At 62.7% G+C, this 24,855-nt stretch carries 24 protein-coding genes and 1 pseudogene; 11 read left to right on the top strand and 14 right to left on the bottom strand.

Annotation, left to right across the window (positions count from 1 at the left end; translation table 11 throughout):
• Positions 1 to 480: pseudogene (locus AC1Q6J_RS21905) on the top strand (hypothetical protein); the annotation flags it as partial.
• A gap of 265 nt (positions 481 to 745) precedes the next feature.
• Here the strand turns inward: AC1Q6J_RS21905 and AC1Q6J_RS21900 are convergent.
• The gene (locus AC1Q6J_RS21900) at positions 746 to 949 is read right to left on the bottom strand and encodes a hypothetical protein (protein WP_492281258.1); all 204 of its coding nucleotides are present in this window, start codon (positions 947 to 949) and stop codon (positions 746 to 748) included.
• A gap of 275 nt (positions 950 to 1,224) precedes the next feature.
• Here AC1Q6J_RS21900 and AC1Q6J_RS21895 point away from each other — a divergent pair, with 275 nt between their 5' ends.
• A complete protein-coding gene (locus tag AC1Q6J_RS21895; protein WP_492281261.1) occupies positions 1,225 to 1,602 on the top strand; it encodes an MAPEG family protein in 378 nt (125 codons plus the stop codon).
• Between the two features lie 61 nt (positions 1,603 to 1,663).
• Here the strand turns inward: AC1Q6J_RS21895 and AC1Q6J_RS21890 are convergent, their stop codons facing one another.
• The 9 genes from AC1Q6J_RS21890 to AC1Q6J_RS21850 all read right to left on the bottom strand — a co-directional run bounded on the left by AC1Q6J_RS21890 (position 1,664) and on the right by AC1Q6J_RS21850 (position 10,532).
• Positions 1,664 to 2,467 (bottom strand): FkbM family methyltransferase, encoded by an 804-nt coding sequence (locus tag AC1Q6J_RS21890; RefSeq protein WP_492281257.1) that lies wholly within the window; start codon positions 2,465 to 2,467, stop codon positions 1,664 to 1,666.
• Between the two features lie 164 nt (positions 2,468 to 2,631).
• Positions 2,632 to 3,963, bottom strand: a complete 1,332-nt coding sequence (locus AC1Q6J_RS21885) for a type II toxin-antitoxin system HipA family toxin (RefSeq protein ID WP_492281256.1) — start codon at positions 3,961 to 3,963, stop codon at positions 2,632 to 2,634.
• Positions 3,963 to 4,214 carry a helix-turn-helix domain-containing protein gene (locus tag AC1Q6J_RS21880; protein ID WP_492281255.1) on the bottom strand — a complete coding sequence of 84 codons (252 nt, stop codon included), beginning with the start codon at positions 4,212 to 4,214 and terminating at the stop codon, positions 3,963 to 3,965. The genes AC1Q6J_RS21885 and AC1Q6J_RS21880 overlap by 1 nt, the downstream gene beginning before the upstream one ends.
• Before the next feature lie 180 nt (positions 4,215 to 4,394).
• Complete coding sequence (locus tag AC1Q6J_RS21875; protein ID WP_006023450.1) at positions 4,395 to 5,177, bottom strand: succinate dehydrogenase iron-sulfur subunit; 783 nt, start codon at positions 5,175 to 5,177, stop codon at positions 4,395 to 4,397.
• A 105-nt stretch (positions 5,178 to 5,282) separates the two neighbouring features.
• Complete coding sequence (gene sdhA / locus AC1Q6J_RS21870) at positions 5,283 to 7,106, bottom strand: succinate dehydrogenase flavoprotein subunit (RefSeq protein ID WP_492281254.1); 1,824 nt, start codon at positions 7,104 to 7,106, stop codon at positions 5,283 to 5,285.
• 3 nt (positions 7,107 to 7,109) lie between these two features.
• The gene (sdhD, locus tag AC1Q6J_RS21865; RefSeq protein WP_492281253.1) at positions 7,110 to 7,514 is read right to left on the bottom strand and encodes a succinate dehydrogenase, hydrophobic membrane anchor protein; all 405 of its coding nucleotides are present in this window, start codon (positions 7,512 to 7,514) and stop codon (positions 7,110 to 7,112) included.
• Positions 7,511 to 7,906 carry a succinate dehydrogenase, cytochrome b556 subunit gene (gene sdhC / locus AC1Q6J_RS21860; protein WP_492281252.1) on the bottom strand — a complete coding sequence of 132 codons (396 nt, stop codon included), beginning with the start codon at positions 7,904 to 7,906 and terminating at the stop codon, positions 7,511 to 7,513. Before sdhC ends, sdhD begins: the two co-directional genes overlap by 4 nt.
• 605 nt (positions 7,907 to 8,511) lie before the next feature.
• Entirely contained in the window at positions 8,512 to 9,009 is a 498-nt protein-coding gene (locus tag AC1Q6J_RS21855) for a GNAT family N-acetyltransferase (RefSeq protein WP_492281251.1), read from the bottom strand.
• Complete coding sequence (locus AC1Q6J_RS21850; protein ID WP_492281250.1) at positions 9,006 to 10,532, bottom strand: malonate--CoA ligase; 1,527 nt, start codon at positions 10,530 to 10,532, stop codon at positions 9,006 to 9,008. Before AC1Q6J_RS21850 ends, AC1Q6J_RS21855 begins: the two co-directional genes overlap by 4 nt.
• Before the next feature lie 81 nt (positions 10,533 to 10,613).
• Between AC1Q6J_RS21850 and AC1Q6J_RS21845 the strand changes: the two genes are divergently transcribed.
• The 7 genes from AC1Q6J_RS21845 to AC1Q6J_RS21815 all read left to right on the top strand — a co-directional run bounded on the left by AC1Q6J_RS21845 (position 10,614) and on the right by AC1Q6J_RS21815 (position 19,382).
• A complete protein-coding gene (locus AC1Q6J_RS21845; RefSeq protein WP_492281249.1) occupies positions 10,614 to 11,369 on the top strand; it encodes an SDR family oxidoreductase in 756 nt (251 codons plus the stop codon).
• 290 nt (positions 11,370 to 11,659) lie between these two features.
• On the top strand, positions 11,660 to 12,256 hold the full coding sequence (locus AC1Q6J_RS21840; RefSeq protein ID WP_492281248.1) for a fasciclin domain-containing protein: 597 nt from the start codon (positions 11,660 to 11,662) through the stop codon (positions 12,254 to 12,256).
• A 139-nt stretch (positions 12,257 to 12,395) separates the two neighbouring features.
• The gene (locus tag AC1Q6J_RS21835; protein ID WP_492281247.1) at positions 12,396 to 12,653 is read left to right on the top strand and encodes a hypothetical protein; all 258 of its coding nucleotides are present in this window, start codon (positions 12,396 to 12,398) and stop codon (positions 12,651 to 12,653) included.
• 148 nt (positions 12,654 to 12,801) lie between these two features.
• The gene (locus tag AC1Q6J_RS21830) at positions 12,802 to 13,437 is read left to right on the top strand and encodes a cytochrome b/b6 domain-containing protein (RefSeq protein WP_492281246.1); all 636 of its coding nucleotides are present in this window, start codon (positions 12,802 to 12,804) and stop codon (positions 13,435 to 13,437) included.
• A 12-nt stretch (positions 13,438 to 13,449) separates the two neighbouring features.
• Complete coding sequence (locus AC1Q6J_RS21825; RefSeq protein ID WP_492281245.1) at positions 13,450 to 14,235, top strand: molybdopterin-dependent oxidoreductase; 786 nt, start codon at positions 13,450 to 13,452, stop codon at positions 14,233 to 14,235.
• 578 nt (positions 14,236 to 14,813) lie between these two features.
• Positions 14,814 to 16,028 carry an efflux RND transporter periplasmic adaptor subunit gene (locus AC1Q6J_RS21820; RefSeq protein WP_492281244.1) on the top strand — a complete coding sequence of 405 codons (1,215 nt, stop codon included), beginning with the start codon at positions 14,814 to 14,816 and terminating at the stop codon, positions 16,026 to 16,028.
• A gap of 168 nt (positions 16,029 to 16,196) precedes the next feature.
• Positions 16,197 to 19,382 carry a multidrug efflux RND transporter permease subunit gene (locus tag AC1Q6J_RS21815; protein WP_492281243.1) on the top strand — a complete coding sequence of 1,062 codons (3,186 nt, stop codon included), beginning with the start codon at positions 16,197 to 16,199 and terminating at the stop codon, positions 19,380 to 19,382.
• Between the two features lie 139 nt (positions 19,383 to 19,521).
• Here the strand turns inward: AC1Q6J_RS21815 and AC1Q6J_RS21810 are convergent, their stop codons facing one another.
• The gene (locus AC1Q6J_RS21810; protein WP_492281242.1) at positions 19,522 to 20,124 is read right to left on the bottom strand and encodes a bifunctional transcriptional activator/DNA repair enzyme AdaA; all 603 of its coding nucleotides are present in this window, start codon (positions 20,122 to 20,124) and stop codon (positions 19,522 to 19,524) included.
• Positions 20,125 to 20,252: 128 nt separating this feature from the next.
• Between AC1Q6J_RS21810 and AC1Q6J_RS21805 the strand changes: the two genes are divergently transcribed.
• On the top strand, positions 20,253 to 20,735 hold the full coding sequence (locus AC1Q6J_RS21805) for a PaaI family thioesterase (protein ID WP_492281241.1): 483 nt from the start codon (positions 20,253 to 20,255) through the stop codon (positions 20,733 to 20,735).
• Here AC1Q6J_RS21805 and AC1Q6J_RS21800 read toward each other — a convergent pair whose 3' ends face one another.
• A complete protein-coding gene (locus AC1Q6J_RS21800; protein WP_492281260.1) occupies positions 20,736 to 21,878 on the bottom strand; it encodes a YbfB/YjiJ family MFS transporter in 1,143 nt (380 codons plus the stop codon).
• Between the two features lie 431 nt (positions 21,879 to 22,309).
• On the opposite strand from AC1Q6J_RS21800, the gene leuB reads away from it, so the two are divergent.
• On the top strand, positions 22,310 to 23,422 hold the full coding sequence (gene leuB, locus AC1Q6J_RS21795) for a 3-isopropylmalate dehydrogenase (RefSeq protein ID WP_492281240.1): 1,113 nt from the start codon (positions 22,310 to 22,312) through the stop codon (positions 23,420 to 23,422).
• A gap of 156 nt (positions 23,423 to 23,578) precedes the next feature.
• Here the strand turns inward: leuB and AC1Q6J_RS21790 are convergent, their stop codons facing one another.
• Complete coding sequence (locus AC1Q6J_RS21790) at positions 23,579 to 23,956, bottom strand: hypothetical protein (protein WP_492281239.1); 378 nt, start codon at positions 23,954 to 23,956, stop codon at positions 23,579 to 23,581.
• A gap of 137 nt (positions 23,957 to 24,093) precedes the next feature.
• On the bottom strand, positions 24,094 to 24,828 hold the full coding sequence (locus AC1Q6J_RS21785; RefSeq protein ID WP_492281238.1) for a hypothetical protein: 735 nt from the start codon (positions 24,826 to 24,828) through the stop codon (positions 24,094 to 24,096).
• Between the last annotated feature and the right edge of the window lie 27 nt (positions 24,829 to 24,855).

Below are 24,855 nucleotides of genomic sequence, written 5' to 3'. Positions count from 1 at the left end.
GTGTCGGCGCGGCCTTCGGAGCTGCCGCAGGTGGCGGCGGAGGAGGCGCAGCTTTCGGTGCCGCGGGTGGCGGCGGAGGCGCAGCCTTGGGTGCAGCCGGAGGAGGCGGTGGAGGCGCTGCCTTCGGTGGTGCGGGTGGTGGAGGCGGTGCAGCCTTCGGCGGCGCAGGCGGTGGCGGAGGTGCGGCGCGTGGTGGTGCCGGCGGCGGAGGTGGAGCTGCTCGCGGCGGAGCGGGTGGCGGAGGTGGAGCGGCCTTCGGTGGTGCAGGTGGCGGAGGCGGCGCAGCTCTCGGAGGCGCAGGCGGCGGTGCTGGTGCAGCCTTCGGAGGCGCGGGCGGTGCGGCCTTTGGCGGAGCTTTCGGCGGAGCCTTCCCGTCCTCGGGAGCTTGCGCCTGCGCGACGACGAATGACGACGCTTCGGCGTGAGCCGGTGCTTGCGAAAGCTGAATGGCAGCGATCGCCGTCGTCGTCAGCAGAATGAGTCGAATGTTCTTCATGGTGCCTCTGGGGTGTGAAGAAAGTGAAGCAGCGGTAAAGCTGTCGCCCGTCGCAACGAAGTGAACTGCGATCAGTGGATAGTGATTAGGCGGTAATGTGGCGAAGCCAAAACAGGATGAACTATTTCATGTCGCACGGCGAATCGGTTCGCCGAGAATGAATGGACGTTAAGATACGCTGCGAATCTGCCGCTGCAAAACGCGTATGTGCCAGGCGCAGGTGCGGTGCATCATACGCATCGCCGCGGATCATCGCCGCGGCGTTCGCACCGGTGCTTCGTCGGGCGCGTTCGGAGGGAGTTCGCGCGGCGGGTCCGGCTCCACCGGATCGTGCATCGGCGGCGGCACTTCGGGGCGTGGATTGCCGGGCGGATTTTCTGCCGGAGGTTCGGTCGGCGTCCGTGGCGTCGGCGGTGGGATCTCTTCCGGCTCGCCGGGAATTTGATCTTGCATCACATCGCGGCCTTTCGGTTCTCGCCAATGTCAGGACGATCACAGTCACGGCGGCGTGCCGCGTCCGTTCGTTCCATGTCGGCAGCATGACAACGACGATTTCTCCGACGATTTTCGCCGCGAGCGCCGATCCGCAGCTCGTCGCGTTGTTCGAGGCAACGATCGGAGGAAAACGATGTTCCGTTGCGGACAGCGCGGACGTGGCGAGTTCCGCATATTGACAGCGGGACGTGAAGCCACGGAGATTGCCGGAACAAATGTCCGGGGGACTTCCGATGCCGCTCGCCTACTGGTGCGTCCTGATCGCCGCGCTGCTGCCCTATGCGCTGGGCAAATACGCCAAGTCCGGTGTCGAGAGCGACAACCGTTATCCGCGCGAGGATTACGATAACTTTCCGCCGAGAAACCGGCGGGCCTACGCCGCGCATCTGAACGCGCTCGAAACATTCCCGTTCTTCGCGGTCGCGGTGGTGATCGCGCTCACCATGGGCGCGCCGGTGTATATGGTGAACGTGCTCGCGGTGCTCTACATCGTGCTGCGGATCGCGCACGCGCTGTTGTACATCTTCAATCAGCCTGCCGCACGCTCAATGGCGTTCGCCGCGGCGATGGCGGTTAGTATCGGGATCTTCGTGCTGCCCGCGTTCAAATAACGACGGTTGGCCTGTCGAATCCAGCCCCTCTTCCGCGGGGAGGCTCGAAGGATTTTTGCAATTATCTCCGCACCAGCAGTGTATTGCTGCGCGTCTTGCCGGCGATGCCGTAGCCGAGGCCGGTCATGTCCTTGATGCAATCGTGCAGCCATTCCTTGCGCTCGAGATGCTCGATGGCAACGGCGCGCGGCCACAGCGATTCCGGTGCTTCACGGAAGAACGGCGTCAGCACGCGGTCCTCATAACCTTCGACGTCGATCTTGAGTGCGTCGATCTGCGTCACGCCGGCGTCGCGCAGGATGGTGAGCAGCCGATGCGCGGCGACCTTGGTGCCGCCGGTCTCGGAAATATGGCTGGCACCGAGATTGTCGCCATCGGTCTCGATCATCAGTTCTCCTTCGGTGTCGCCGGCGGCGGCTTTCACCAGCGTGAGATTGGTCAGCTTCGAGGCGCTCGCGTTGAAGGCGAGCCGCGCATTGCTCACCGGATGCGGCTCGATGGCGATGACGCGGCCATTTGCGCCGACATACTTTGCCAGCGCCACCGCATAGGTGCCGACATTGGCGCCGACATCGACGAAGGTGCAGCCGGAGCGTGCGTGTTCGCGCAGGAAATCCAGTTCCGGCAAATTGTAATCGGGATTGAACAGCGCGCCGCGTTCGGTGCCGCTCGCCAGATGATGCAGCCGGAACGACGCGCCCTGATAGGTGGTATCAATCGGCCCGGAGCCGAGCAGATGGACAATGCGCGACAGCCATGGCCGGAACGCGCCGCGTTTGAGCCCGGAGCCGTGGGCGGCGGCGATCACCGCGCGTTGCAGGGCGTTGGGGGCATAGGTGCCGAAAGGCTTCTGATCGTCGCTCATGCGCCAGTCATCGCGCACCTGTTCCGCCGTTTCAAGGCCGATCCGGCGGGATCTCTTTCCTGAGCTATTTCAGGCTTTTCAGGAAGGGCGGCAGATCGTTGACCTGACATCGAGGCAACACCGGAAGGTCGCAGTTGCGTCGATTGAAAAGGACGTGCCGTTCTTCAGCTTAAGTCCGGCATCGAAGCCTTCAGTGTCTCAAGTCGTTTCGTGATCGCGGTCTTGACGGATTGATGGATCGCGTCCGGGAAATCCGGCGGCAGTTCGCTTTCCACGCGGTTCAAGGCATGAACGGTGTTGCCGATCATGGTCTCAACGCAATTGCGCATGAGAGATTTCGGCAGGTCCGCGGCTTCTCCGGTCTGCACGAAGTGACGCCCGGCGATCTCGTCGATCCGGTAGTGATTCTTGTTGCCGACGGACATCGCAAGCTTCATCTGCTTGAGCTGGATCTGTCCGGCATCGAGGCTGGGTTGCGCGGTCAGGATATCGTAGAGCGGCGTCAGGCGATAACGTCCGCCCGGGCCGAGAAAGATGCTGAAATTCTTGCCGTGCCCATCGGTCGCGCCGATCAGCCAGAACAGGATCTGCGCCTTGAAGAGAGTGGCGCGATCGGCGGCGGGATCGTCACTGCCCTTGAGCAGATTCAGCAGGGATTTGAGGTCCGGTCCTCCGTCGCTCTGGTATTTCCGGGTCGGGGGAATGGACAGTGCCTGACAGCAATCTTCCTGCGGCACGCGGAGCAGCCGTCCATCGCGCGTCCACCGCCGGTCGAAGCGCTCGATCACGAGGGCCTTGGTGCCGCCGAATGTTGTGATCGTGGCCGTGTTGACCGGCAGGCCGAAGGCGGCAGCCAGTCTGAGGCAGTAGAACTCGTTCTCGATACTGTTGGAGAGATCGATTCCGTTCGGCAATTCGCCGATCCGCGGCTTCAGAATATGCGTGGTGGGCGTGGTGCCATGCGGTTTGAGCCATTTGTCGTTGTGTCGAAGGAGGGCGGTTTTCTCCTGCGCGCCCGCGACGGAAATCCGGAAGCCGTCGTCGCGGGAGAGGCCGAGGGGAGCCTGGATGAGACCCTTGAGCAGCTTTTCAATGGCCTCGTCATCCACATCTTCTCCGGTGAGCGCGGCGGCGGGCTTGTTGTTGTCCGGCTCGCTGTCATGCGCGATGAATTGCAGGGCGCCGACGCAATCATGGCCGATGGCGGAGAGCAGGCTGTAAGCATCCGTGCCGGCCGCGCCGACTTTCTCGGCGACGCGTCTGCGGATCGCGTCAGAATCCGGCAGCAGATTGTCGAACACGGCAGCAACGGTCGCGCCGCGGAAGCTGTCCTCGCGCAAAGGCATGGAGAGCGATATCGGCAGCACATGCTCCCAGTCCAGCCAGCCCTGATCGTAACGGAAGGTGATCGCGCCGCCTGCGTCCTTGCGCAGGTGGCCGACGAGGCGGTTATTCAACAGGACACGCAGCGGTGGATGGCTGGGCCGCCGGGGCATCAGAAGATGTCCTCAAGATCCAGTTCGCTGTCCTTGCCGCGCGGCGCGACCCGAAGTTCGAGATCGAGCGCGGCCAGAATGGACAGCAAGGTCTCCAGCTTGGCGGCCGGATACCCCATCTCAATCAGCGAGATGGTCTCCTGACGGAGGTCGGCAAGGTCCCCGAGTTGCGATTGATTCAGCCCGCGCTTCTTGCGGGCACGGCGGATGACACTGCCAAGCTGGTTCGGTGTGCGCGCAACATCGGTCATCGGCATCCTCCAGACGCGATATTATGCGCCAACTCCGATAATTTATCAATATCGGAGTTATCGCATAAAATAACTTTATGCGTCAATTCAGATAAATACAAAATATGCGAGTTGGCACATAAAAACGCCCGCATGACGCGGGCGCTTCAGTCCAGGTTTAGTGGAGATGAACCGTCAGGCTCAGACCTGCCGTTCAACCATCTTGGCCTTGAGATCGGCGATGGCTTCCGACGGGTTGAGACCCTTCGGGCACGCCTTGGCGCAGTTCATGATGGTGTGGCAGCGATAGAGCCGGAACGGATCTTCCAGATTGTCGAGGCGCTCGCCGGTGGCCTCGTCGCGCGAATCCTTCACCCAGCGGTCGGCGGCCAACAGCGCAGCCGGGCCGAGGAAGCGATCGCTGTTCCACCAGTAGCTCGGGCACGAGGTCGAGCAGCAGGCGCACAGAATGCACTCGTAGAGACCGTCGAGCTTGGCGCGGTCTTCCGGCGACTGCCGCCATTCCTTCTGCGGGGTCGCGGTCGTGGTGTGCAGCCACGGCTCGATCGAGGCGTACTGCGCATAAAAGTTGGTCAGATCCGGCACGAGATCCTTCACCACCGGCTGATGCGGCAGCGGATTGACCTTGATCGGACCGGCCTCGACCTCGTCCATGGCGCGGGTGCAGGCCAGCGTGTTCTGGCCGTCGATGTTCATGGCGCAGGAACCGCAGACGCCTTCGCGGCAGGAGCGGCGGAAGGTCAGCGTCGGGTCGACGTTGTTCTTGATCCAGATCAGCGCGTCGAGAATCATCGGCCCGCAATCGTGGGTGTTCACGTAATACGTATCGATGCCGGGGTTTTTGCCGTCGTCCGGATTCCAGCGATAGACCTTGAACTCACGCAGCTCGGTCGCGCCGGCCGGTTTCGGCCATTCCTTGCCGCCGCTGATGGTGGAATTCTTCGGCAGTGTGAACTGAACCATTGCTTTTCCCTGCATCCTTGTCCCGGGCGCAGAACCGGGACCGTTACGGCCCTGGATCAGCGGAGCGGCACTGCGTGCCGCGCCGCGTCCGGGGAAAATCTTTTATCAATACACGCGCGCCTTCGGCGGAATGTACTGCACGTCGTTGGTCATGGTGTAGTCATGCACCGGACGGTAATCGAGGGTCGTGTTGCCCTTGTCGTCAAGCCACGCCAGGGTGTGCTTCATCCAGTTCTTGTCGTCGCGCTCGGCGAAATCCTCGCGGGCGTGCGCGCCGCGGCTCTCGGTGCGGTTGGCCGCGGAATCCATCGTCACCACCGCCTGTACGATCAGGTTGTCGTATTCGAGGGTTTCCATCAGGTCCGAGTTCCACACCAGCGAATGGTCGGTGACGGCGATGTCGCCGAGGCCGCCGTGGACCTTGTGGATCAGCTCCTGGCCTTCCTTGAGCACGTCGCCGGTACGGAACACCGCGCAGTTGTTCTGCATCACGCGCTGCATGTTGTCGCGCAGCTTCGCGGTCGGGGTGCCGCCGGAGGCGTAGCGATATCTGTCGAGGCGGCCGAGCGACATGTCGGCGGAGTTGGCCGGCAGGTCGGGCTGCGAGGCGTTCGGCGTCAGCTTCTCGGCGCAGCGCAGCGCCGCGGCGCGGCCGAACACCACGAGGTCGATCAGCGAGTTGGAGCCGAGCCGGTTGGCGCCATGCACCGACACGCAGGCGGCTTCGCCCACCGCCATCAGGCCAGGCACCACCGCGTTGTCGTCGCCGCCCTTCTTGGTGACCACTTCGCCGTGGAAGTTGGTCGGAATGCCGCCCATGTTGTAATGCGCCGTCGGCACGATCGGGATCGGCTCGCGGGTCACATCGACGCTGGCGAAGATTTTCGCCGATTCCGAAATGCCCGGCAGGCGCTCGTGCAGCATCTTCGGATCGAGGTGGTCGAGATGAAGGAAGATGTGATCCTTGTTCTTGCCGACGCCGCGGCCCTCGCGGATTTCAATGGTCATGGCGCGGGAGACCACGTCGCGCGAGGCGAGATCCTTCGCGGAGGGCGCATAGCGCTCCATGAAGCGTTCGCCCTCGGAGTTGACGAGATAGCCGCCTTCGCCGCGCGCGCCCTCGGTGACGAGGCAGCCGGCGCCGTAGATGCCGGTCGGATGGAACTGGACGAACTCCATGTCCTGCAGCGGCAGGCCGGCGCGCAGCGCCATCGCGCTGCCGTCACCGGTCTGGGTGTGGGCGCCGGTGCAGGAATAATAGATGCGTCCGTAGCCGCCGGTGGCGAGAATGGTGGTCTGCGCCCGGAAGCGGTGAATCGTGCCGTCGTCGAGCTTCATCGCGATCACGCCGCGGCAGACGCCCTGATCGTCCATGATGAGGTCGATGGCGAAGAACTCGATGAAGAACTCCGCCGAATGGCGCAGCGCCTGGCCGTACATGGTGTGCAGCATGGCGTGGCCGGTGCGGTCGGCGGCGGCGCAGGTGCGCTGGGCCTGGCCCTTGCCGTAGTCCAGCGTCATGCCGCCGAACGGGCGCTGGTAGATCTTGCCGTCCTCGGTGCGCGAGAACGGCACGCCCCAGTGCTCCAGCTCGTAGACCGCGTCGGGCGCGTGGCGCACCATGTATTCGATGGAGTCCTGATCTCCCAGCCAGTCCGACCCCTTGACGGTGTCGTACATGTGCCAGCGCCAGTCATCCTTGTGCATGTTGCCGAGCGAGGCGGAGATGCCGCCCTGCGCCGCCACCGTGTGCGAGCGCGTCGGGAAAACCTTGGTGATGCAGGCGGTGCGCAGCCCCGCCTCCGAGCAGCCGACCACCGCGCGCAGCCCGGCGCCGCCGGCGCCGACAACGATCACGTCAAAGGTGTGGTCTTCGATCGGATAGGCTTGACCGTTCGCGCCGGGCGCGCTCTTGCCGTTCGCGGCCATGCGTCAGACTCCAGAGGACAATTTGAAAATAGCGTAGATCGAGGCGAGGCCGACGGCGATGCAGAAGAAGGTGTTGGCGATGATCGCCACCAGCTTGAGCTTCTCGTCGGTGACGTAATCTTCCAGCACCACCTGCATGCCGATCTTCATGTGCCAGACGCTGGCGATGATGAAGAGGATCATGATGATCGCGATCAGCGGCGAGCCGAGAATCTGCGCGGCGCCGGCCTGATTGCGGCCCAGCAGCGACATGATGACGATGATCACCGGTACGATCAGCAGCACCAGCGCGATCGCGCTGACGCGCTGACGGAAGAAATCGGAGGTTCCGCCCTTGGCCGAGCCGAGACCGCGGACGCGCTTGAGCGCGGTGCGGATCGATGTATTCGAGTGACCCTGTGCGCTCATCGTCCGCCTCCCACGACGTAGGCGATGATCCAGATCAGCACCGTCGCGGCAATGCCTGCGATCAATGCCGCCCAGGTCAGGGATTCACGCTCGGTCGGCGAGAAGCCGTAGCCGAGATCCCAGACCAGATGACGAATGCCGCTGAACAGGTGATGCATCAGCGCCCACGTGTATCCGAACACGATGACGCGCCCGATCCAGCTCGATGTGAAGCCCTGGATGTTTGCGTAGGCGCCGGGGCCGGACGCCGTGGCGATCAGCCACCACGCCATCAGCAGCGTTCCGGCATAAAGGCCGATGCCGGTGATGCGATGGACGATGGACATCGCCATCGTCAGCGTCCAGCGATAGGTCATGAAGGGTGAAAGCGGACGGTCGATCCTGGGTGCCATGCGCGACTTTAATGGTTTGCGGCAGAAGGAAGTTGCCGTCTTTTTATGCGGGACCGGGTTATTAGAGGGCTTCTATTTACGGAGTCGGCGGAACGAGCGCAACGCAGAATCGATCAAGCTATGAATCGGAAGCCATTTTTAGATTTGCGCGTTTGTCCTTCTGGCATACCTGTTTCTCGTATACCACGCAGGCTGGCCGCCACATCTGAAGCGTGATTCAGCTCCTGTCATGTCGCGGATACAAGCACCTTGGCATCCCTTCACGCGAGGTCGCTGCATGATCGCCGGCCTGAATACCTCCCAACTGCTTGAACTTGTTCTGTTGCTGGTGGTGACCGGCCAGCCTCCTGGCCGCGTTGCTCGGCGTGCGCGTGGCGCATTTCATGACCAGGCGAAAACTTGAAATCGCGTTCGGAATTTGTCGGCTGGTTGTCAGCTCGCGCTTCGTCGTCAGCCTCGCGACGGTATTGAGTTCTCCGCGCGATCCCCGGTTCGTCATGCCCGGACGTGTTCCGGGCATCCCGGCCCCATGAGTACAGTCCCTGTGACCAATCGAGATCACCGGGACAAGCCCGGTGACGACAATCCCGGGACGGCCGGGATGACTAGTCCGGTTCGCGCTTCATGTAGAACTTGCGGTCATCCTCATCGATGATGCAGAAGCCGAGCCGCTCATAGAGCTTCATCGCGGGATTTCGTCTCACGACGGCAAGCGTCATCGGCTGGCCATTGCGCGTGGCCTCGTCGATCAGATCGGTAATCAGCCTGGTGCCGATGCCGCGTCCCCGGAACGGGGCGTCGACGAAAATCTGCTCCAGGTGGAGCGTGGCGTCCTGCATCGCGCTCTGTATCCAGCCGACGTCAGCGCCATCAAGCGTGACGATCTGCACCTGATCGGCCTGCCAGAGATGGCGCAGGTTTTCCTCCTGCCGCGTCGCATCCAGCTTCAGGTCCCGGATGATGTTCGCCATCGCGGAGAGATAAAGCTTGACGCAAAAGGCGAAGTCCTCGTTGCGCGCCGGACGAAGCACGATCGGCATGACCGCATCAGCGCCTATGATGTGGCGCGCGGCGGCCCGGACCATGTCCTGTAAACGCGTCATTTCTTGTAGATCCCGGCATAGGTGTCGCGCAGCACATTCTTCTGCACCTTGCCCATGGTGTTGCGTGGCAGGTCGTCGACGAAGATCACCCGCTTGGGCATCTTGAACTTCGCCAGCCGTCCGTCGAGCGCGTGCAGTACCCTGGCTTCATCGAGTGGCGTTTTCTTGTCGCCGACCACAACAGCGGTAACGCCTTCGCCGAAATCGGTATGCGGCACACCGATCACGGCCGACTCGGTGACGCCGGGAATGGCGTCGATTTCGTTCTCGACTTCCTTCGGATAGACGTTGAAGCCGCCGGAGATCACCAGATCCTTGCCGCGTCCGATGATGTGGACGTAGCCGCGATCGTCGATCTTGCCGAGATCTCCGGTGATGAAGAAGCCGTCGGCGCGCAGCTCTTCCTTGGTCTTCTCCGGCATCCGCCAGTAGCCCTTGAACACGTTCGGGCCCTTGACCTCGATCATGCCGATTTCTTCGCGCGCGAGTTCCGCGCCGGTCTCGGGATTGGTCACGCGCACGGAGACGCCCGGCAGCGGAAAGCCCACCGCGCCCGGCACCCGGTCGCCGTCGTAGGGGTTCGACGTGTTCATGTTGGTCTCGGTCATGCCGTAGCGCTCAAGCACCGCATGCCCGGTGCGCGCCGACCATTCGCGATGGGTTTCGGCCAGCAGCGGCGCGGAGCCCGAGATGAACAGCCGCATGTGCGACGTGGACTCTCTGGTCAGGTTCGGGCTTTGCAGCAGCCGCGTATAGAACGTCGGCACGCCCATCAGCACGGTGGCGCGCTGCATGAGCTTGATGATGAGTTCGGGATCGAGCTTCGGCAGGAAGATCATCGAGGCGCGCGCGAACAGCGTGACATTGCTCGCCACGAACAATCCATGGGTGTGATAGATCGGCAGCGCGTGGATCAGCACGTCGTCCTGTGTGAAACGCCAGTAGCCGACAAGGCTGTGCGAGTTCGACGCCAGATTGTCGTGGGTCAGCATCGCGCCCTTGGAACGGCCGGTGGTCCCCGAGGTGTAGAGAATGGCGGCGAGGTCGTCGCCCGCGCGCGCGACAGTCTTGAAATCTGGAGCGGACTTCGCAGCACCATCGCTCAGCGAACCCTTGCCGCCGGCATCGAGCGTTTCGACAGTCGCGCCGGACTTGGCAGCAAGCTTGCCGATGCCGTCGGCCTTCGACGGATCGCACACGATCAGCGACGGCTCGGCGTCGCCGATGAAGTAGTCAAGCTCGTTGAGCGTGTAGGCGGTGTTCAGCGGCAGGAACACCGCGCCGGCGCGCACGGTCGCCAGATACAGCACCAGCGCCTCGACCGATTTTTCCGTTTGCGCTGCAACACGGTCGCCGGGCTTGACGCCGCGGGAGACGAGGTAGTTCGCCGTGCGTCCCGCTTGCGCGATCAGATCGGCATAGCTGATGCGCGTTCCGCCCGCTGTTTCGATGGCGAGCCTGCTGGTGTCCGCAAGCCCGTCAAACAGGCGAGAAAACAGGTTGGCGTTCGCGCTGGCGTTCATGCAACATTTCCATCGAGAGATCGGATTTTTCCGGTTTTGAGTACACCAAAACCACAACTCGCAGCAACGGAGACAACCGGCATGAGCAATAACAAGAAACGTGTGGCCTGGATTACGGGCGGGGGAAGCGGCATCGGTCTCGCCGGTGCCCAAGAACTGGCCAGGGAGGGATGGACCGTCGTGATCTCGGGCCGCCGCAAGGACGTGCTCGACGAGGCTGTCGCGAGTATCGCCAAATCGGGCGGCAAGATCGAGGCGATGGTGCTGGACGTCAGCAATGCGGCGGATGCCGAGAAGGTGGCCAAGGAGATCGTCGCCAAACACGGACGGATCGATCTTCTGGTCAACAGCGCCGGCGTCAACGTGCCGAAGCGGAGCTGGGACGACATCACCCTTGAGGGCTGGGACAAGCTGGTCGATATCAATCTGTCCGGCGTGATGTATTGCATGCGCGCCGTGTTGCCCGCGATGCGCGCGCAGAAGGACGGCGTCATCATCAACGTCGCGTCATGGGCGGGGCGTCATGTCTCGAAGATGACCGGCCCCGCCTACACCACGACCAAGCATGCGGTGCTGGCGCTGACCCATTCGTTCAACATGGATGAATTCAAGAACGGCCTGCGGGCGTGCTGTCTCTCACCCGGCGAGGTCGCAACGCCGATCCTGAAGCTGCGTCCGGTGCCGCCGTCGGCCGAGGACATGGCGAAGATGTTGCAGCCGGAAGATCTCGGCCGCACCATCGCGTTTGTCGCCAGCATGCCGCCGCATGCCTGCATCAACGAGATCCTGATCTCGCCGACATATAACCGCGGCTTTGTGACGCCGACGATGCTTTAGTGGTTTGCCTCTCCCAGGTTACGAGGAGAGGCGCATTCTATCTCTGCGTCGTCCCGGCCTTCGCCGGGACGACGAGGAACACTATGCCTTTCCCGGCGCAATGCCGCCGCTCCACGTATCCCGCCTCCAAAAGTTTCAAATTCCCGAAAATTTATTTTCTGAAACGCGCCGCGAAAGCCGCCGTAGCTCGGCCAGCGACGGCGCAATGATCTGCAATCCCTGTCGATCAGCTCTGTCGTTCGTTCCGCCGGATGTCCGGCGAAACTTTCCAATTCATCGGGAGACGACACATGTTCAAGATCAACTCAACCCGTATCGCCCTGTTGTCCGCCGCCGCAATCGGCGCGCTGACTTTGACTGCCGCCGTGACCGCGCCGGTTCAGGCGCAGGACAAGATGATGAAGAGTGAAATGTCCGGCGAGAAGACCGTGATGGTCGGCGGCGCCGCGATGTTCCCTTCGAAGAACATCGTCCAGAACGCCATCAATTCCAGGGATCACACCACGCTGGTGGCCGCCGTGAAGGCCGCGGGTCTGGTCGATACGCTCTCCAGCAAGGGCCCGTTCACCGTGTTCGCGCCGACCAACGCTGCGTTCGGCAAGCTGCCGGCCGGCACCGTCGAAACTCTGGTGAAGCCTGAGAGCAAGGCGACGCTGACCAGGATCCTCACCTACCACGTGGTTCCCGGCAAGCTGAACGCCGCCGATCTGGCCGACGGAAAGAAGCTGACCACGGTGGAAGGCGAAACTCTCACCGTGAAGCTCGACGGCAAGAAGGTCTGGCTGATCGATGCCAAGGGCGGCAAGTCGTCCGTGACCATCGCCGACGTCAACCAGTCGAACGGCGTGATCCACGTCGTCGATACGGTGCTGATGCCGGCGTCGTAAGCCACGCAACGCTTCTGCCTCTCCCCGCAAGCGGGGAGAGGGAGTTGCAGCCGAATCCGGAGCATAGTTCTTTCGAGCTATGGAACGGGCATGATCGGCATCGCGTTGATTCTCTGGTCACAGCGATGCGAAGCCGCAGATGGGCGAACAGCTGGAGGTTCTCGGTGAGATCCTCGCGCGATTGATCCGGGACAGGGAAAAGTTCGAGAAGCTTCTAGAGAATCCGGTTGATGCTCACTCGGACGAGTGCGCCCGTCAGGCGCTCGCCGGAACCGAGTTGCTGATCGCGGATGTGACCAGTCAAATCGAAAGATTGTCGGCGGATGGCGTTGAGGCTCCGTCCGGCAATGAACCGGACAGCCGGCCGCCGGCCACCTGGTTCCGCATCATCGAATAGCCGGGTGGCAAAGACTTGCCTCGCGGCTTTGTGAACGGCCATCGAGGTGTTCGCCGCTGCCCTGAACCGCGAATTTTGCGATGCGGGGCGTAACACGGACTAGAATGCCCCGTATGGTGTTTGTGACATCGTGAAACCGGAAACGCTCATGTCCAGCATCGCCACCACAGATCGTCCGGCCGAACAGGCGGCGGCCTCGAAAACCATTCAGCCCGCCTGGGTGCGGATCGTCCACTGGATCAACGCGGTGGCGATGATTCTGATGATCATGTCCGGCTGGCAGATCTACAACGCTTCGCCGCTGTTCAGCTTCCTGACCTTCTCGCATTCGATCACGCTGGGCGGCTGGCTCGGCGGCGCGCTGCAATGGCATTTTGCGGCGATGTGGCTGCTCATGGTCAACGGACTTGTGTATCTCTCGCTCGGCCTTGTCACAGGACGCTTCCGCAGGAAGCTGCTCCCGATCACGGTCGATGGCGTTGTCGGCGACACGCGGGCTGCGCTGACCGGCAAGCTCTCGCACGCCGATCTCACCACCTACAACTATGTGCAGAAGCTGCTCTATGCCGGCATCATCGTGGTTGGCATCCTGATCGTGCTGTCGGGGCTGGCGATCTGGAAGCCGGTGCAACTGCAATGGCTGACCGCGCTGTTCGGCGGCTACGACGTGGCGCGTTATGTCCACTTCTTCTGCATGGCGGCGATTGTCGGATTCCTTGTGATCCATGTCGCGCTGGCGCTGCTGGTGCCGAAAAGCCTGCGCGCGATGATTATCGGCAAGTAAGGGAGACGCATCATGGGACGCATGCGCAAACTTCTGATCCCCGGCGTCGACAAGCAGTTGCTGGTCAGGGACGCCTTGAAGGTGATGCCGGATCTCTCGCGGCGGCGTTTCATCGCCGGAGGCGCCAGCCTCGGCGCGCTGACGCTGCTGACCGGCTGCGATGTCACCGACAGCTTCTCCGCCGAATCGATGCTGACGCAGATCTCGAAGTTCAACGACGCGGTGCAGGCCAAGCTGTTCAATCCCAACACGCTGGCGCCGACGTTCCCGGAAAGCGCGATCACACGGCCGTTCCCGTTCAATGCCTACTATGCGCTCGACGATGCGCCCAATGTTGACGGCAGCACCTGGAAGCTCGAGGTGCGTGGCCTTGTCGAGAACAAGAAGCCGTGGACACTTGATGAACTCTATAAACTGCCGCAGGAAAAGCAGATCACGCGCCACATCTGCGTCGAGGGCTGGAGCGCGATCGGAAGCTGGACCGGCACGCCGCTGCGGCACTTCCTGCAACTGATCGGCGCCGACATGCGCGCGAAATATGTCTGGTTCAACTGCGCCGACATGGACGGCTACAACTCGCCGCTGGACATGCCGACCGCGCTGCATCCGCAGACCCAGATGACGTTCAGGTTCGACAACGAGATTCTGCCGCGGGCCTACGGCTACCCGATGAAGATCCGGGTGCCGACCAAGCTCGGGTTCAAGAACCCGAAATACGTGGTCTCGATGGAAGTCACCAACGACTACAAGGGCGGCTACTGGGAAGACCAGGGCTACAACTCGTTCAGCGGCAGCTAGAGGATTGAACGATGCCGAGTTGGCTTTTGCCTCTCCTTGGCTTCTGCTTGATCGCTGGATTTATCGGCTTCGCATTTCGTCAAGGCTCGAAGGTGAAGCCTGACAGGAGCAACGCTGACGGGTGGGGTTGCTTTGGCGGTCCCCCTCCCGACAATCCCGGGCCGGGAAGTTAACTTCCGATCCAAGCGCACCGTCCGGCAGGCTCCTAAAGCCCTCAGCGATATGCTTTTTTTGCGATCCTGTTGCTCTCCTTATCCTGATCCATGCGCCTAGCGCATCCCTGAATCGCACCTGCTGCCAAAGCAGGCATTTGCCGTACCTGCATACTTTTGCCTCAAAAGCAGTCAGGCGCTCACAAGGCTCTGACGTAATTGTGAGCAGTCTTAACGGCTGTTAACCTCTGTAATAACAATCACTTAAATGGTCCGCGACATCGGGTCACCCCGTAAGGATGTTGCGATGCACACCGGCACGATTCATGCTGAGGACTAGGCCAAGGATCGTGAATCAGGTCGCGTTTGAGCGGCTGGTCCCGGTCGTTCTGGTTTTCGGTTATGCGAAAATAAGAAGGATACGACATGCACCCGCGTTCTCACGCGATGACTTCAATGGCCCTGCTTTTTGGGGCCGCGGTTCTCCTCTCCGGCTGTAACGATCAGAGCGTCGCTTCCGTCCAGCCGCCCGAGCCCCCCGAAGTCAGCATTGTCACCGTCAAGGCATCGCCGCAGGCCATCATCCGCGAACTTCCGGGCCGCATCGCGCCGCTGCGGGTCGCCGACGTTCGCCCGCGGGTGTCCGGCATCATTGTCGAGCGCCTGTTCGAGCAGGGCAGCGAGGTGAAAGCCGGCGACGCGTTGTACCAGATCGATCCGAAACCTTTTGAAGTCGAATTGCAGGCGGCGGAAGCCGCGCTCGCCAAGGCCGAGGCGGTGCTGCAGCAGGCATCGCAGCACGCCGTGCGCATCGAAACTCTGACCAAGAGTCAGGCGGCCTCAACCGCCTCCAATGAAGTCGCGATCGCAAATCTGGCGCAGGCCAAGGCTGAAGTCGGCGCACGCACCGCCGACGTGTCGCGCGCGCGCCTCAACCTCGGCTACGCCACGATCCGTGCGCCGATCAGCGGCATCATCGGCGCCGCGCTGCTCAGCGAAGGCGTTCTCGTTGTGCAGAACGAAACCCATGCGCTGGCGACGATCCAGCAGCTCAATTCCGTCTACGCCGACTTCACCCAGTCGGTGAACGACATGAACCGGCTGCGCCGCGATTTCGAACGCGGCGATCTCGATCGCGTCTCGGAAGACGCGGCCAGGGTTCGCCTCGTGCTCGACGAGGGCGCCGCCTATCCGCTGGCCGGCAAGCTGTTGTTCTCCGACACCAAGGTCGATGCCGGCACGGGTCAGGTGACGCTGCGCGGCGAGTTCAAGAATCCGGGCCGCGAATTGCTGCCCGGCATGTTCGTGCGCGTGCTGATCGAGCAGGGCCGCGACCCCGACGCCATCGTGGTGCCGCCGCAGGCGATCCAGCGCAATTCGTCCGGCGCCAGCGAAGTGTTCGTGGTGAAGGATGATAGCCGCATCGTCGCGCAGCCGGTCCGCACCGGCGGTCTCATCGACGGCCAGTGGCTGATTACCGAAGGGCTCAAGCCCGGCCAGCGCGTGGTGGTCGAAGGCTTCCAGAAGTTCGTGGTCGGCGACGCCGTCAAGGCCAGCGACTGGCGGGTGTCCGGCGAAACCGGCCGTCATCTCGACAAATCGGCGGCCGCCAGCGTCTCCGAGCCATCTCGGATCAGGTGAGATCGCACTCTTTAAGAAGTCCGTCATGCCCGGGCTTGTCCCGGGCATCCGCGTCTTTGTGAGATCACAACAGGGAGGCGTCGTGGCCCGGCCACGACGATGCCAGGAGATTTCAGGACGCTTAGCTGCGCTTCGTTCGTTGACGTCGCAACATTTCGAGGACCACCCATGCCCGCCTTTTTTATCGACCGCCCGATCTTCGCCTGGGTGGTTGCGCTGTTCATTTGTCTGATCGGGCTGATCTCGATTCCGTTCCTGGCGATCGCGCAGTATCCGATCATCGCGCCGCCCTCGATCTCGATCTCGACCAGCTATCCGGGCGCATCGCCCGAGGAACTTTATAACTCGACCACGCGGCTGATCGAGGAAGAGCTGAACGGCGCGTCCGGCATTCTCAATTTCGAATCCACCAGCGACTCGCTAGGCCAGGTCGAAATCATCGCCAACTTCGTTCCGGGCACCGATTCCAATCTTGCCTCGGTCGAAGTGCAGAATCGCATCAAACGCGTCGAGGCGCGGCTGCCGCGCGCGGTGATCCAGCAGGGTATCCTTGTCGAGGAAGCCTCCAGCGCGGTGCTCCAGATCATCACGCTGAAATCCACCGACGGCAGCCTCGATGAAGTCGGCCTCGGCGACTTCATGATCCGCAACGTACTCGGCGAAATCCGCCGCATTCCCGGCGTCGGCCGTGCCACGCTGTATTCGACCGAACGCTCGCTGCGCATCTGGACCGATCCGGTCAAGCTGGTCGGCTACAACCTGACTGCCGACGACGTGACCCGCGCGATCACCGCGCAGAACGCGCAGGTCGCCTCCGGCAGCGTTGGCGCGGAGCCGAGCCGCAAGGATCAGTCGATCTCGGCGCTGATTCTGGTCAAGGGTCAGCTCACCTCCGCCGACGAATTCGGCGCCATCGTGCTGCGTGCCAATCCGGACGGCTCGACGGTGCGCCTGCGCGACGTCGCGCGCATCGAGATCGGCGGCATGGGCTATCAGTTCACCACGCGGCAGGACGGCAAGGCCATTGCCGGTCTGTCGGTGCTGCTCGCGCCGACCGGCAACGCGCTCGCCACCGCCAGCGCCGCGCAGGCGAAGATGGATGAACTGTCGAAGTTCTTCCCGTCCAACATCACCTACGACATTCCCTACAACATCACGCCGGTGGTCAAGGCGTCGATCTCCAAGGTGGTGCAGACGCTGATCGAGGCCGTGGTCCTCGTCTTCATCGTGATGTTCCTGTTTCTACAGAATTTCCGCTACACGCTGATCCCAACCATCGTGGTGCCGATCGCGCTGCTCGGCACCTGCACCGCGCTGTACATGTTCGGATACTCCATCAACATGCTGACCATGTTCGGCATGGTGCTCGCCATCGGCATTCTGGTGGACGACGCCATCGTGGTGGTCGAGAACGTCGAGCGCATCATGTCGGAGGAAGGGCTGTCGCCGAAGGAAGCGACGCGCAAGGCGATGTCGCAGATCACCAGCGCCATCATCGGCATCACGCTGGTGCTGGTCGCGGTGTTCGTGCCGATGGCGTTCTTTCCGGGCTCGGTCGGCATCATCTATCGCCAGTTCTCGGTGACCATCGTGGCCGCGATCTCGTTCTCGGCGCTGATGGCGCTGTCGCTGACCCCGGCGCTGTGCGCGACGCTGCTCAAGCCGGTGAAAGCGGGGCATGCCCATGCGAAGACCGGCGTATTTGGCTGGTTCAACAAGCGCCTCGATCACGCCAAGGACGGCTACGGCCGCGTGGTCGGCTGGTCGATCCAGCGCACCGGGCGCCTGCTGATCCTGTACGCGGCGCTGCTCGGCGGTCTCGTGTTCGGATTCTCGCGCCTGCCCGGCGGTTTCCTGCCGGTGGACGATCAGGGCTTCATCACGGTGGACGTTCAGACCCCGCCGGAATCCTCGTTCAACCGCACCCAGGCTGCGGTGGAGAAGGTCGAGCAGTACTTGCAGAAGCGCTCAGGCATCGAGGACGTGACCTTCCTCACCGGCTTCAGCTTCTTAGGTCAGGGCCAGAACACCGCGCAGGCGTTCGTCACCCTGAAGGACTGGTCGGAGCGCGGGCCGAATGATTCCGCCGCCGCCATCGTTGCGGACATCAACAGTTCGCTGCGTTCGATCCGCGACGCGAAGGTGTCCGCGTTGCAGCCGCCGCCGATCGACAATCTCGGCAACTCCTCCGGCTTCTCGTTCCGTCTGCAGGATCGCGGGCAGAAGGGCTATGCCGCGCTGATGCAGGCGAAGGAGCAGTTGCTCGCCGCCGCCAAGCAGAGCCCGGTGTTGCAGAATGTCTATGCCGAAGGCTTGCCGGAAGCGCCGCAGGTGCAGCTTGTGATCGACCGCGAACAGGCGGCGGCGCAGGGCGTCACCTTCGCCGACATCAACAGCACGATCTCGACCAATCTCGGCTCGGCCTATGTCAACGACTTCCCGAACCGTGGCCGCATGCAGCGCGTGATCGTGCAGGCGGACAGCATCGGCCGCATGAATGCGCAGGACATTCTGAAGTACAACGTCAAGAACAGCCGCGGCGATCTGGTGCCGCTGGCGTCGTTCGCGACCATCAAGTGGATGGTCGGCCCGACCCAGATCGTCGGCTTCAATTACTATCCGTCGGTGCGTATCTCGGGCGAAGCCAGGCCCGGCTACACCTCGGGCGACGCGATCGCGGAGATGGAGCGGCTCACCGCGAAACTGCCGCGCGGTTTCGGCTTCGAGTGGACCGGACAGTCGTTGCAGGAAAAGCTCTCGGGCTCGCAGGCGCCGTTCCTGCTCGCGCTCTCGGCGCTGATCGTGTTCCTGTGTCTTGCCGCGCTTTATGAAAGCTGGAGCATTCCGCTTGCCGTTCTGATGACGGTGCCGCTCGGCATTCTCGGCGCGGTGGTGGCGGCGATGTCGCGCAGCCTGTCGAACGACGTCTATTTCACGGTGGCGCTGATCACGATCATCGGCCTCGCCGCGAAGGACGCTATCCTGATTATCGAGTTCGCCAGGGATCTGCGCGCGAAAGGCACGCCGCTGATGCAGGCAACGCTCGAGGCGTGTCACCTGCGCTTCCGGCCCATTCTGATGACGGGCCTTGCGTTCGTTTGCGGCGTGCTGCCGATGGTGATCGCCTCCGGCGCCGGTGCGAAGAGCCAGCAGGCGCTCGGCACCACGGTGATGGGCGGCATGATCGCAGTCGTTGTGCTGGCGCTGCTGATGGTGCCGGTGTTCTTTGTCGCGGTGACGAAGTTCTTCTCGAACAATGAGCGCGACGGCGAGGCCGCACCTGCGAAGGGATCGAAGCTGGAGCGGCTGACTGGTATGTTCCGCCGCGAGCGGACTCAGTCGTCCGCCTCGTAAGAGGAGCGATCGCGCAGGGTGTTGACCCCCACCCCGGCGCTGCGCGCCGACCCTCCCCGCAGGGGGGAGGGAGAAGAAACCATCGTGCGTGCTGCATCTCTTATCCCTCCCCTCGATGGGGAGGGTGGCTGACCGAAGGTCAGTCGGGTGGGGTGGTTGATCGCACTCGTGACGACCGCGCGGATCGTCTGACCTCGGTCGGCGATCTGCGGTAAACCTCAATGAAGACGGCGTTGAACCGGCGAAGGCTGCGGAAGCCTGATCGCAGGGCGACGTCGGTCATCGGCAGTTCGGTGGAGTCGAGCAAACGCTTCGCGCGTTGAATGCGCGCCGTCTTTGCCACCTGAACCGGCGACGCATTCAGATGGCGCGCAAACAGCCGCGACAGTTGGCGCGCGCCGAGTCCCACTCGCTCCGCCAGATGCTCGACGCAGGCGTTTTCCCCGTCGAGCGCGCCCTCATCCACGATCAGCCGCAGCGCCCTGCCGACGATCGCGCGGGTGCCCTCCCACGCCGGGCTGAAGGGCGCGGTCTCGGGCCGGCAGCGAAGACAGGGCCGGAAACCTGCATGCTCGGCAGCGGCGGCGGATGGAAAGTAGCTGACGTTTACGGATCGGGGCTGCGCCGGGCACACCGGCCGGCAATAGATTCCCGTGGTGCGGACCGCGGTGAAAAACCGCCCGTCATAGCTCGGATCGCGCGCCAGACGCGCCCGGTCGCACTCAGCAAAATGAAGCGTCATCGATTCAGTCTAGCAACTCATGCGGATTGAGCGAGCGTCGCGTAACGATGATGTCCGAATCCGGCGAGCGAAACCGCAGCGCGAATTCTATGGTATCGCGAGCATGTGCAGTTCAACCGGAGAAAACGATGACGGGCCGTTCGACAACCAAGACTTATGGGACCGTTGCCGCCGACAGGCAGCGGGAGATGAGCGGTCTGGCGTTCGTCCAGGGCCTCGCCGACGGGACGCTGCCGCTCAATACGATGGCCGGGACTTTGGGTTACGACATCACCGAGGCGGAAAACGGCCGTGTCGTGGTGACAGCCGAGCCGAAGGACATTCACCTCAATCCGGCAGGGACGGTGCATGGCGGTCTCGCGGCGACTATGCTCGACAGTTGCATGGGCCTCGCGATCCAGTCGACGCTCGACAAGGGCACCGGCTCCACCACGCTTGAATTCAAGATTTCGTTCGTCCGGCCGATCACGCCGGAGACAGGCACCATCAAGGCTGAAGGCACCGTGATCAATCGGGGCCGGCGGATCGGCATCGCGGATGGACGCGTCACGGACAGCAAGGGGCGCCTGCTCGTTCACGGCACGACAACGTGCCTGATTTTTGAAAGCTGATTACGTTTTTAACGGCTGCTGGAACGCACACAGCACCGCGCCGAGCGCCAGCGCGGCGGTGGAGATCCGCAGCGCATAGGACAGGCCCATCACGTCGGTGATGGCGCCGGTGACGAACGGGCCGAGCGTCTGACCGAGACCGAAGGTGATGGTCATGATGCCGATCACCCTGGCCCAGGCCTCCGGCGGATAGTTCAGCCGCGTGAACACGGTGGTGGCGGCCACGACCGGAAAGAACGACAGGCCGAACACGAACGCCGACGCCATCAGCAGCACTGGCGACGTGCCCAACTGCGCGATGAAGGTGCCGAGACATGTCACCGCGATCATGATCGCGATGGTGGTGCCGCTGTTGCCGCGCGCCATCACGCCGCGCCACAGCCACGATCCCGCGAACGACATCAATCCGATCAGGCACCAGAACGCGCTCTGCGCCGCTGCGCCGCCGCCGCCGTCGCGGACATAGGCGATCATGAACGTCATGTAGGCGATGTAGCCGGCGCCGAACAGGAAATAGCCCGCAAGATAGAAGGCGATCGGACGCAATGAAACCGCAGGTACCGCGGCCGACGCTTTGGTTGCGGCAACGTCGATCGGATTGAGCATCAGCGGGATCATCATCAAGCCAGAGATGATGGTCAGCACCACCCACACGATCCACCACGAGCCGTGACCGAAGTGCTGCAACAGAAACGGCGCGGCCAGGCCCGAGACGATCAGGCCGGTGCCGGGGCCGGTGTAGAACAAATTGAGCAGCAGCGCGGATTTCATCGGCCGCGATTGCGCGATGGTCGCTGCCAGCGTGCCGCCGCCGACGAAGGTCGCCGCGGCGCCGAGGCCCGACAGCAGGCGTCCGAAACCGAATACGAGGACGTTGCCCGACAGCGCGCAGATTCCGAGTGACGCCACGCAGGCCAGCGCGCCGATCCAGACCGAGCGGAACACCCCAAAGCGGCGGATGAAGGCGGCTGCGCCGAGCGCGCCGGCGAGATAGCCGATGGCGTTGATCGTGTTCATGAAGCCCGCGGTCGAATACGACCAGCCGAGCGAGTCGCGCATGTCCGGCAGCACCAGCGTGTAGCCGAAGCGGCCGATGCCGAGGCCGACGGCGGGCGCCAGCGCAAGGATCAGGATCATGCGCATCGGGTGCGCGAGCGGGGCGGATTCGGGGGATGTCACGGGATGGCTCCGGCAGGACTAGTGATCCGGTTCTGACATTCGTACCGCTTCTCGGCTTGCGCTCAGTTACGAATGTCAGAACCAAAGGATCACTGGAATCACAGCTTGCTAGTGTCCTTTCGCATCCGGCGTTCGCCCGGAAAGTGCTGCAAAGTGAAGCGAACGTCAGATGCGGGACACCAGATTGGCAGTTTCGGCCGGATTTGACCAACCGCATCGCGGCAATGGTGTCTTGCCAATTGTGCAAGGGCGTTTTAGCAAGTCGGCGCAAATTCTATCTTCCGTCATGCCCGGCCTTGTGCCGGGCATCCACGTCTTTCTGAAACTTCGTAGGCAGACGTGGATGGCCGGGACAGGCCCGGCCATGACGAGTAACTCTGATCGAGGCAATCATCATGGCATCGCACAAACTCCTGCTTCTTCCCGGCGACGGTATCGGCACCGAAGTGATGGCGGAGGTGACGCGCGTCATCGACTGGTTCGGCAAGCGGGGTATTGCGAAGTTCGAGACCGAGCAGGGGCTGGTCGGCGGATCGAGCTATGACGCCGACAAGGTTGCGATCACCGATGCGACTATGGCGCGCGCGCAGGCTGCGGACGCCGTGATCTTCGGCGCGGTCGGCGGGCCGAAGTGGGCGGACGTTCCTTATGAGGCGCGCCCTGAGGCTGGCCTGCTGCGGCTGCGCAAGGACATGGCGCTGTTCGCCAACCTGCGTCCGGCGATCTGCTATCCGGCGCTGGCGGAATCCTCGAGCCTCAAGAAAGAGGTCGTCGAGGGCCTCGACATCATGATCGTGCGCGAACTGACCGGCGGCGTTTACTTCGGCGAGCCGAAGACCATCACCGATCTCGGCAACGGCCAGAAGCGCGCCGTCGATACCCAGGTCTATGACACCTACGAGATCGAGCGCATCACGCGTGTCGCCTTCGAGCTGGCACGCAAGCGCCGCAACAAGATGACGTCGATGGAAAAGCACAACGTCATGAAGAGCGGTGTGCTCTGGAAGGAAGTCGTGACGCAGGTGCATGCCCGCGAATACAAGGATGTCGAGCTTGAGCATCAACTCGCGGATTCCGGCGCGATGCAGCTGGTGCGCTGGCCGAAGCAGTTCGACGTTATCGTCACCGACAATCTGTTCGGCGACATTCTCTCCGACATCGCGGCGATGCTGACCGGCTCGCTCGGCATGTTGCCGTCGGCGTCGCTGGGCGAAGTCGATCCGAAAACCCAGAAGCGCAAGGCGCTGTATGAGCCGGTGCATGGTTCGGCGCCGGACATCGCGGGCAAGGGCCTGGCCAATCCGGTTGCGATGCTGACCTCGTTCGGCATGGCGCTGCGTTATTCGTTCGACATGTCGAAGGAAGCAGACCTGATCGATCAGGCCATCGCAGCGACCCTGGCGAAGGGACTGCGCACCGGCGATATCAAGTCGGAAGGCTCAACCGTGGTCTCTACCTCGCAGATGGGCGAGGCGATTGTGAAGGAACTGGATGCGCTGACGGCGTGACACCATTTCGCCCCTTGGGGCGAAGTTCGCCTTGCGCAAATCTCCATAAAAAATGCCCGGCTCATGGCCGGGCATTTTTGTTGGGGCGTGACCCCGAAAAGTGGAAACCGGCTTTCGGATCAGGTCATGCCCGATTGAAAAACGGCCGCCGAAAAATCAGTAGAGCGGGAACGGGAACGGCGTGCCGGTATCCCACTGGTCGCCGAGCGGGCGGCGGCTGGTGTAGAGCCGGTCGATCTGCTGGCCGTAGGAGTAGCCGGGCGGGAAGGCGTAGTCGGTGAACTTGCGCTCGCCGGGCACCACCTCGGTACCGGCATCGAGCCACGAGCGGCGCGTCACGTACACGCGGGTCCGGCCGCGCTGATAGACGCGGTTCTCCGCCCTGCGCGGCGCACCGTCATAGGTAGGATCATTCACAACGACGCGCTTCCGGGTCTGGGCATCGGCTGCGGTCGCGCCGAATCCGGCGGTCGCAATCGCGGCCGCCGCCAGCAATATCGCCAGTGTTTTCGCGCCCGGGTACTTCAAAGCCATTGAATCCTCGTCACATTCCCAATTGCGTCGCACCATACCCGTTTCCATCGGTCCCCCACAAGGACCAATGGGCCACACTTGCCGGAGGATCGTCGCTCCGTTGCTCAGATAGGGCGGGAAAGGCGTGATTCCAGCCTTCAGAGCCGGCGGGGCGGGCGCGGCGGCCGGGTGTCGGTGGTTTGCGAGACCGGCTCGGCACTGCAACGCGCCGAACGCTTCATTCGTTCCTCGAAGAACGTCTGCGCCGCCGGTGTGGGCAGCACACCCTTCAGCGTAATGCGGTCGAGCATGCAGGCCAGCGTATGGAAATTCGGGCGCGCGCCGCTGGCTTCGCAGTACCAGCCCTTGAGATACACCGCCGTGGTGTCGAAGCGGCTGAGATAGGACACGCAGAGCTTGATCTGCCCATCGGAATTGATCTGGAAGTTCGCGGCACGGATCGGGCCAAAGCGGGTCTGGAGATCGTAGTAGGTGCTGGAGCCGATATAGGCCGTGCGCAGCAATGGCCTCAGGCTGGACATCTCGTAGGAGTAGTCGCGGACCACCGGCGTATCCGGATTGGATGGCATGTTGATCACAAGCGTGAAGTCGGTGTTGCGATCGTAAACCTGGCCATATTGCAGGATTTCCTGCCAGCCCGCGTTGAATCGCGCCGAGTTGGCCGTCGGCGACAATCGCGTGAGTTCGGGCGCGCTGATCTGGAACGATGCCTTGCTGCTCACGCGGGATGGCTGATCGAAGAAGCTCGTGACGCGTACAACCACAATGCCGATGAGGGCCAGCACAACGGTCGCCACTGCGTAAAAGGAATAGCGTACCGCCTTTCCGGCGTAACTGCTGACGGTTGAGAGATGGCTGTGATCGAAGGGCATTCCAGAATTCCTGAGGTGCAAAATTCC

The sequence above is a fragment of the Afipia sp. MLSD5-FHT05B12 genome, assembly GCF_058793355.1.
This window is presented reverse-complemented; position numbering and strand designations above follow the sequence as displayed.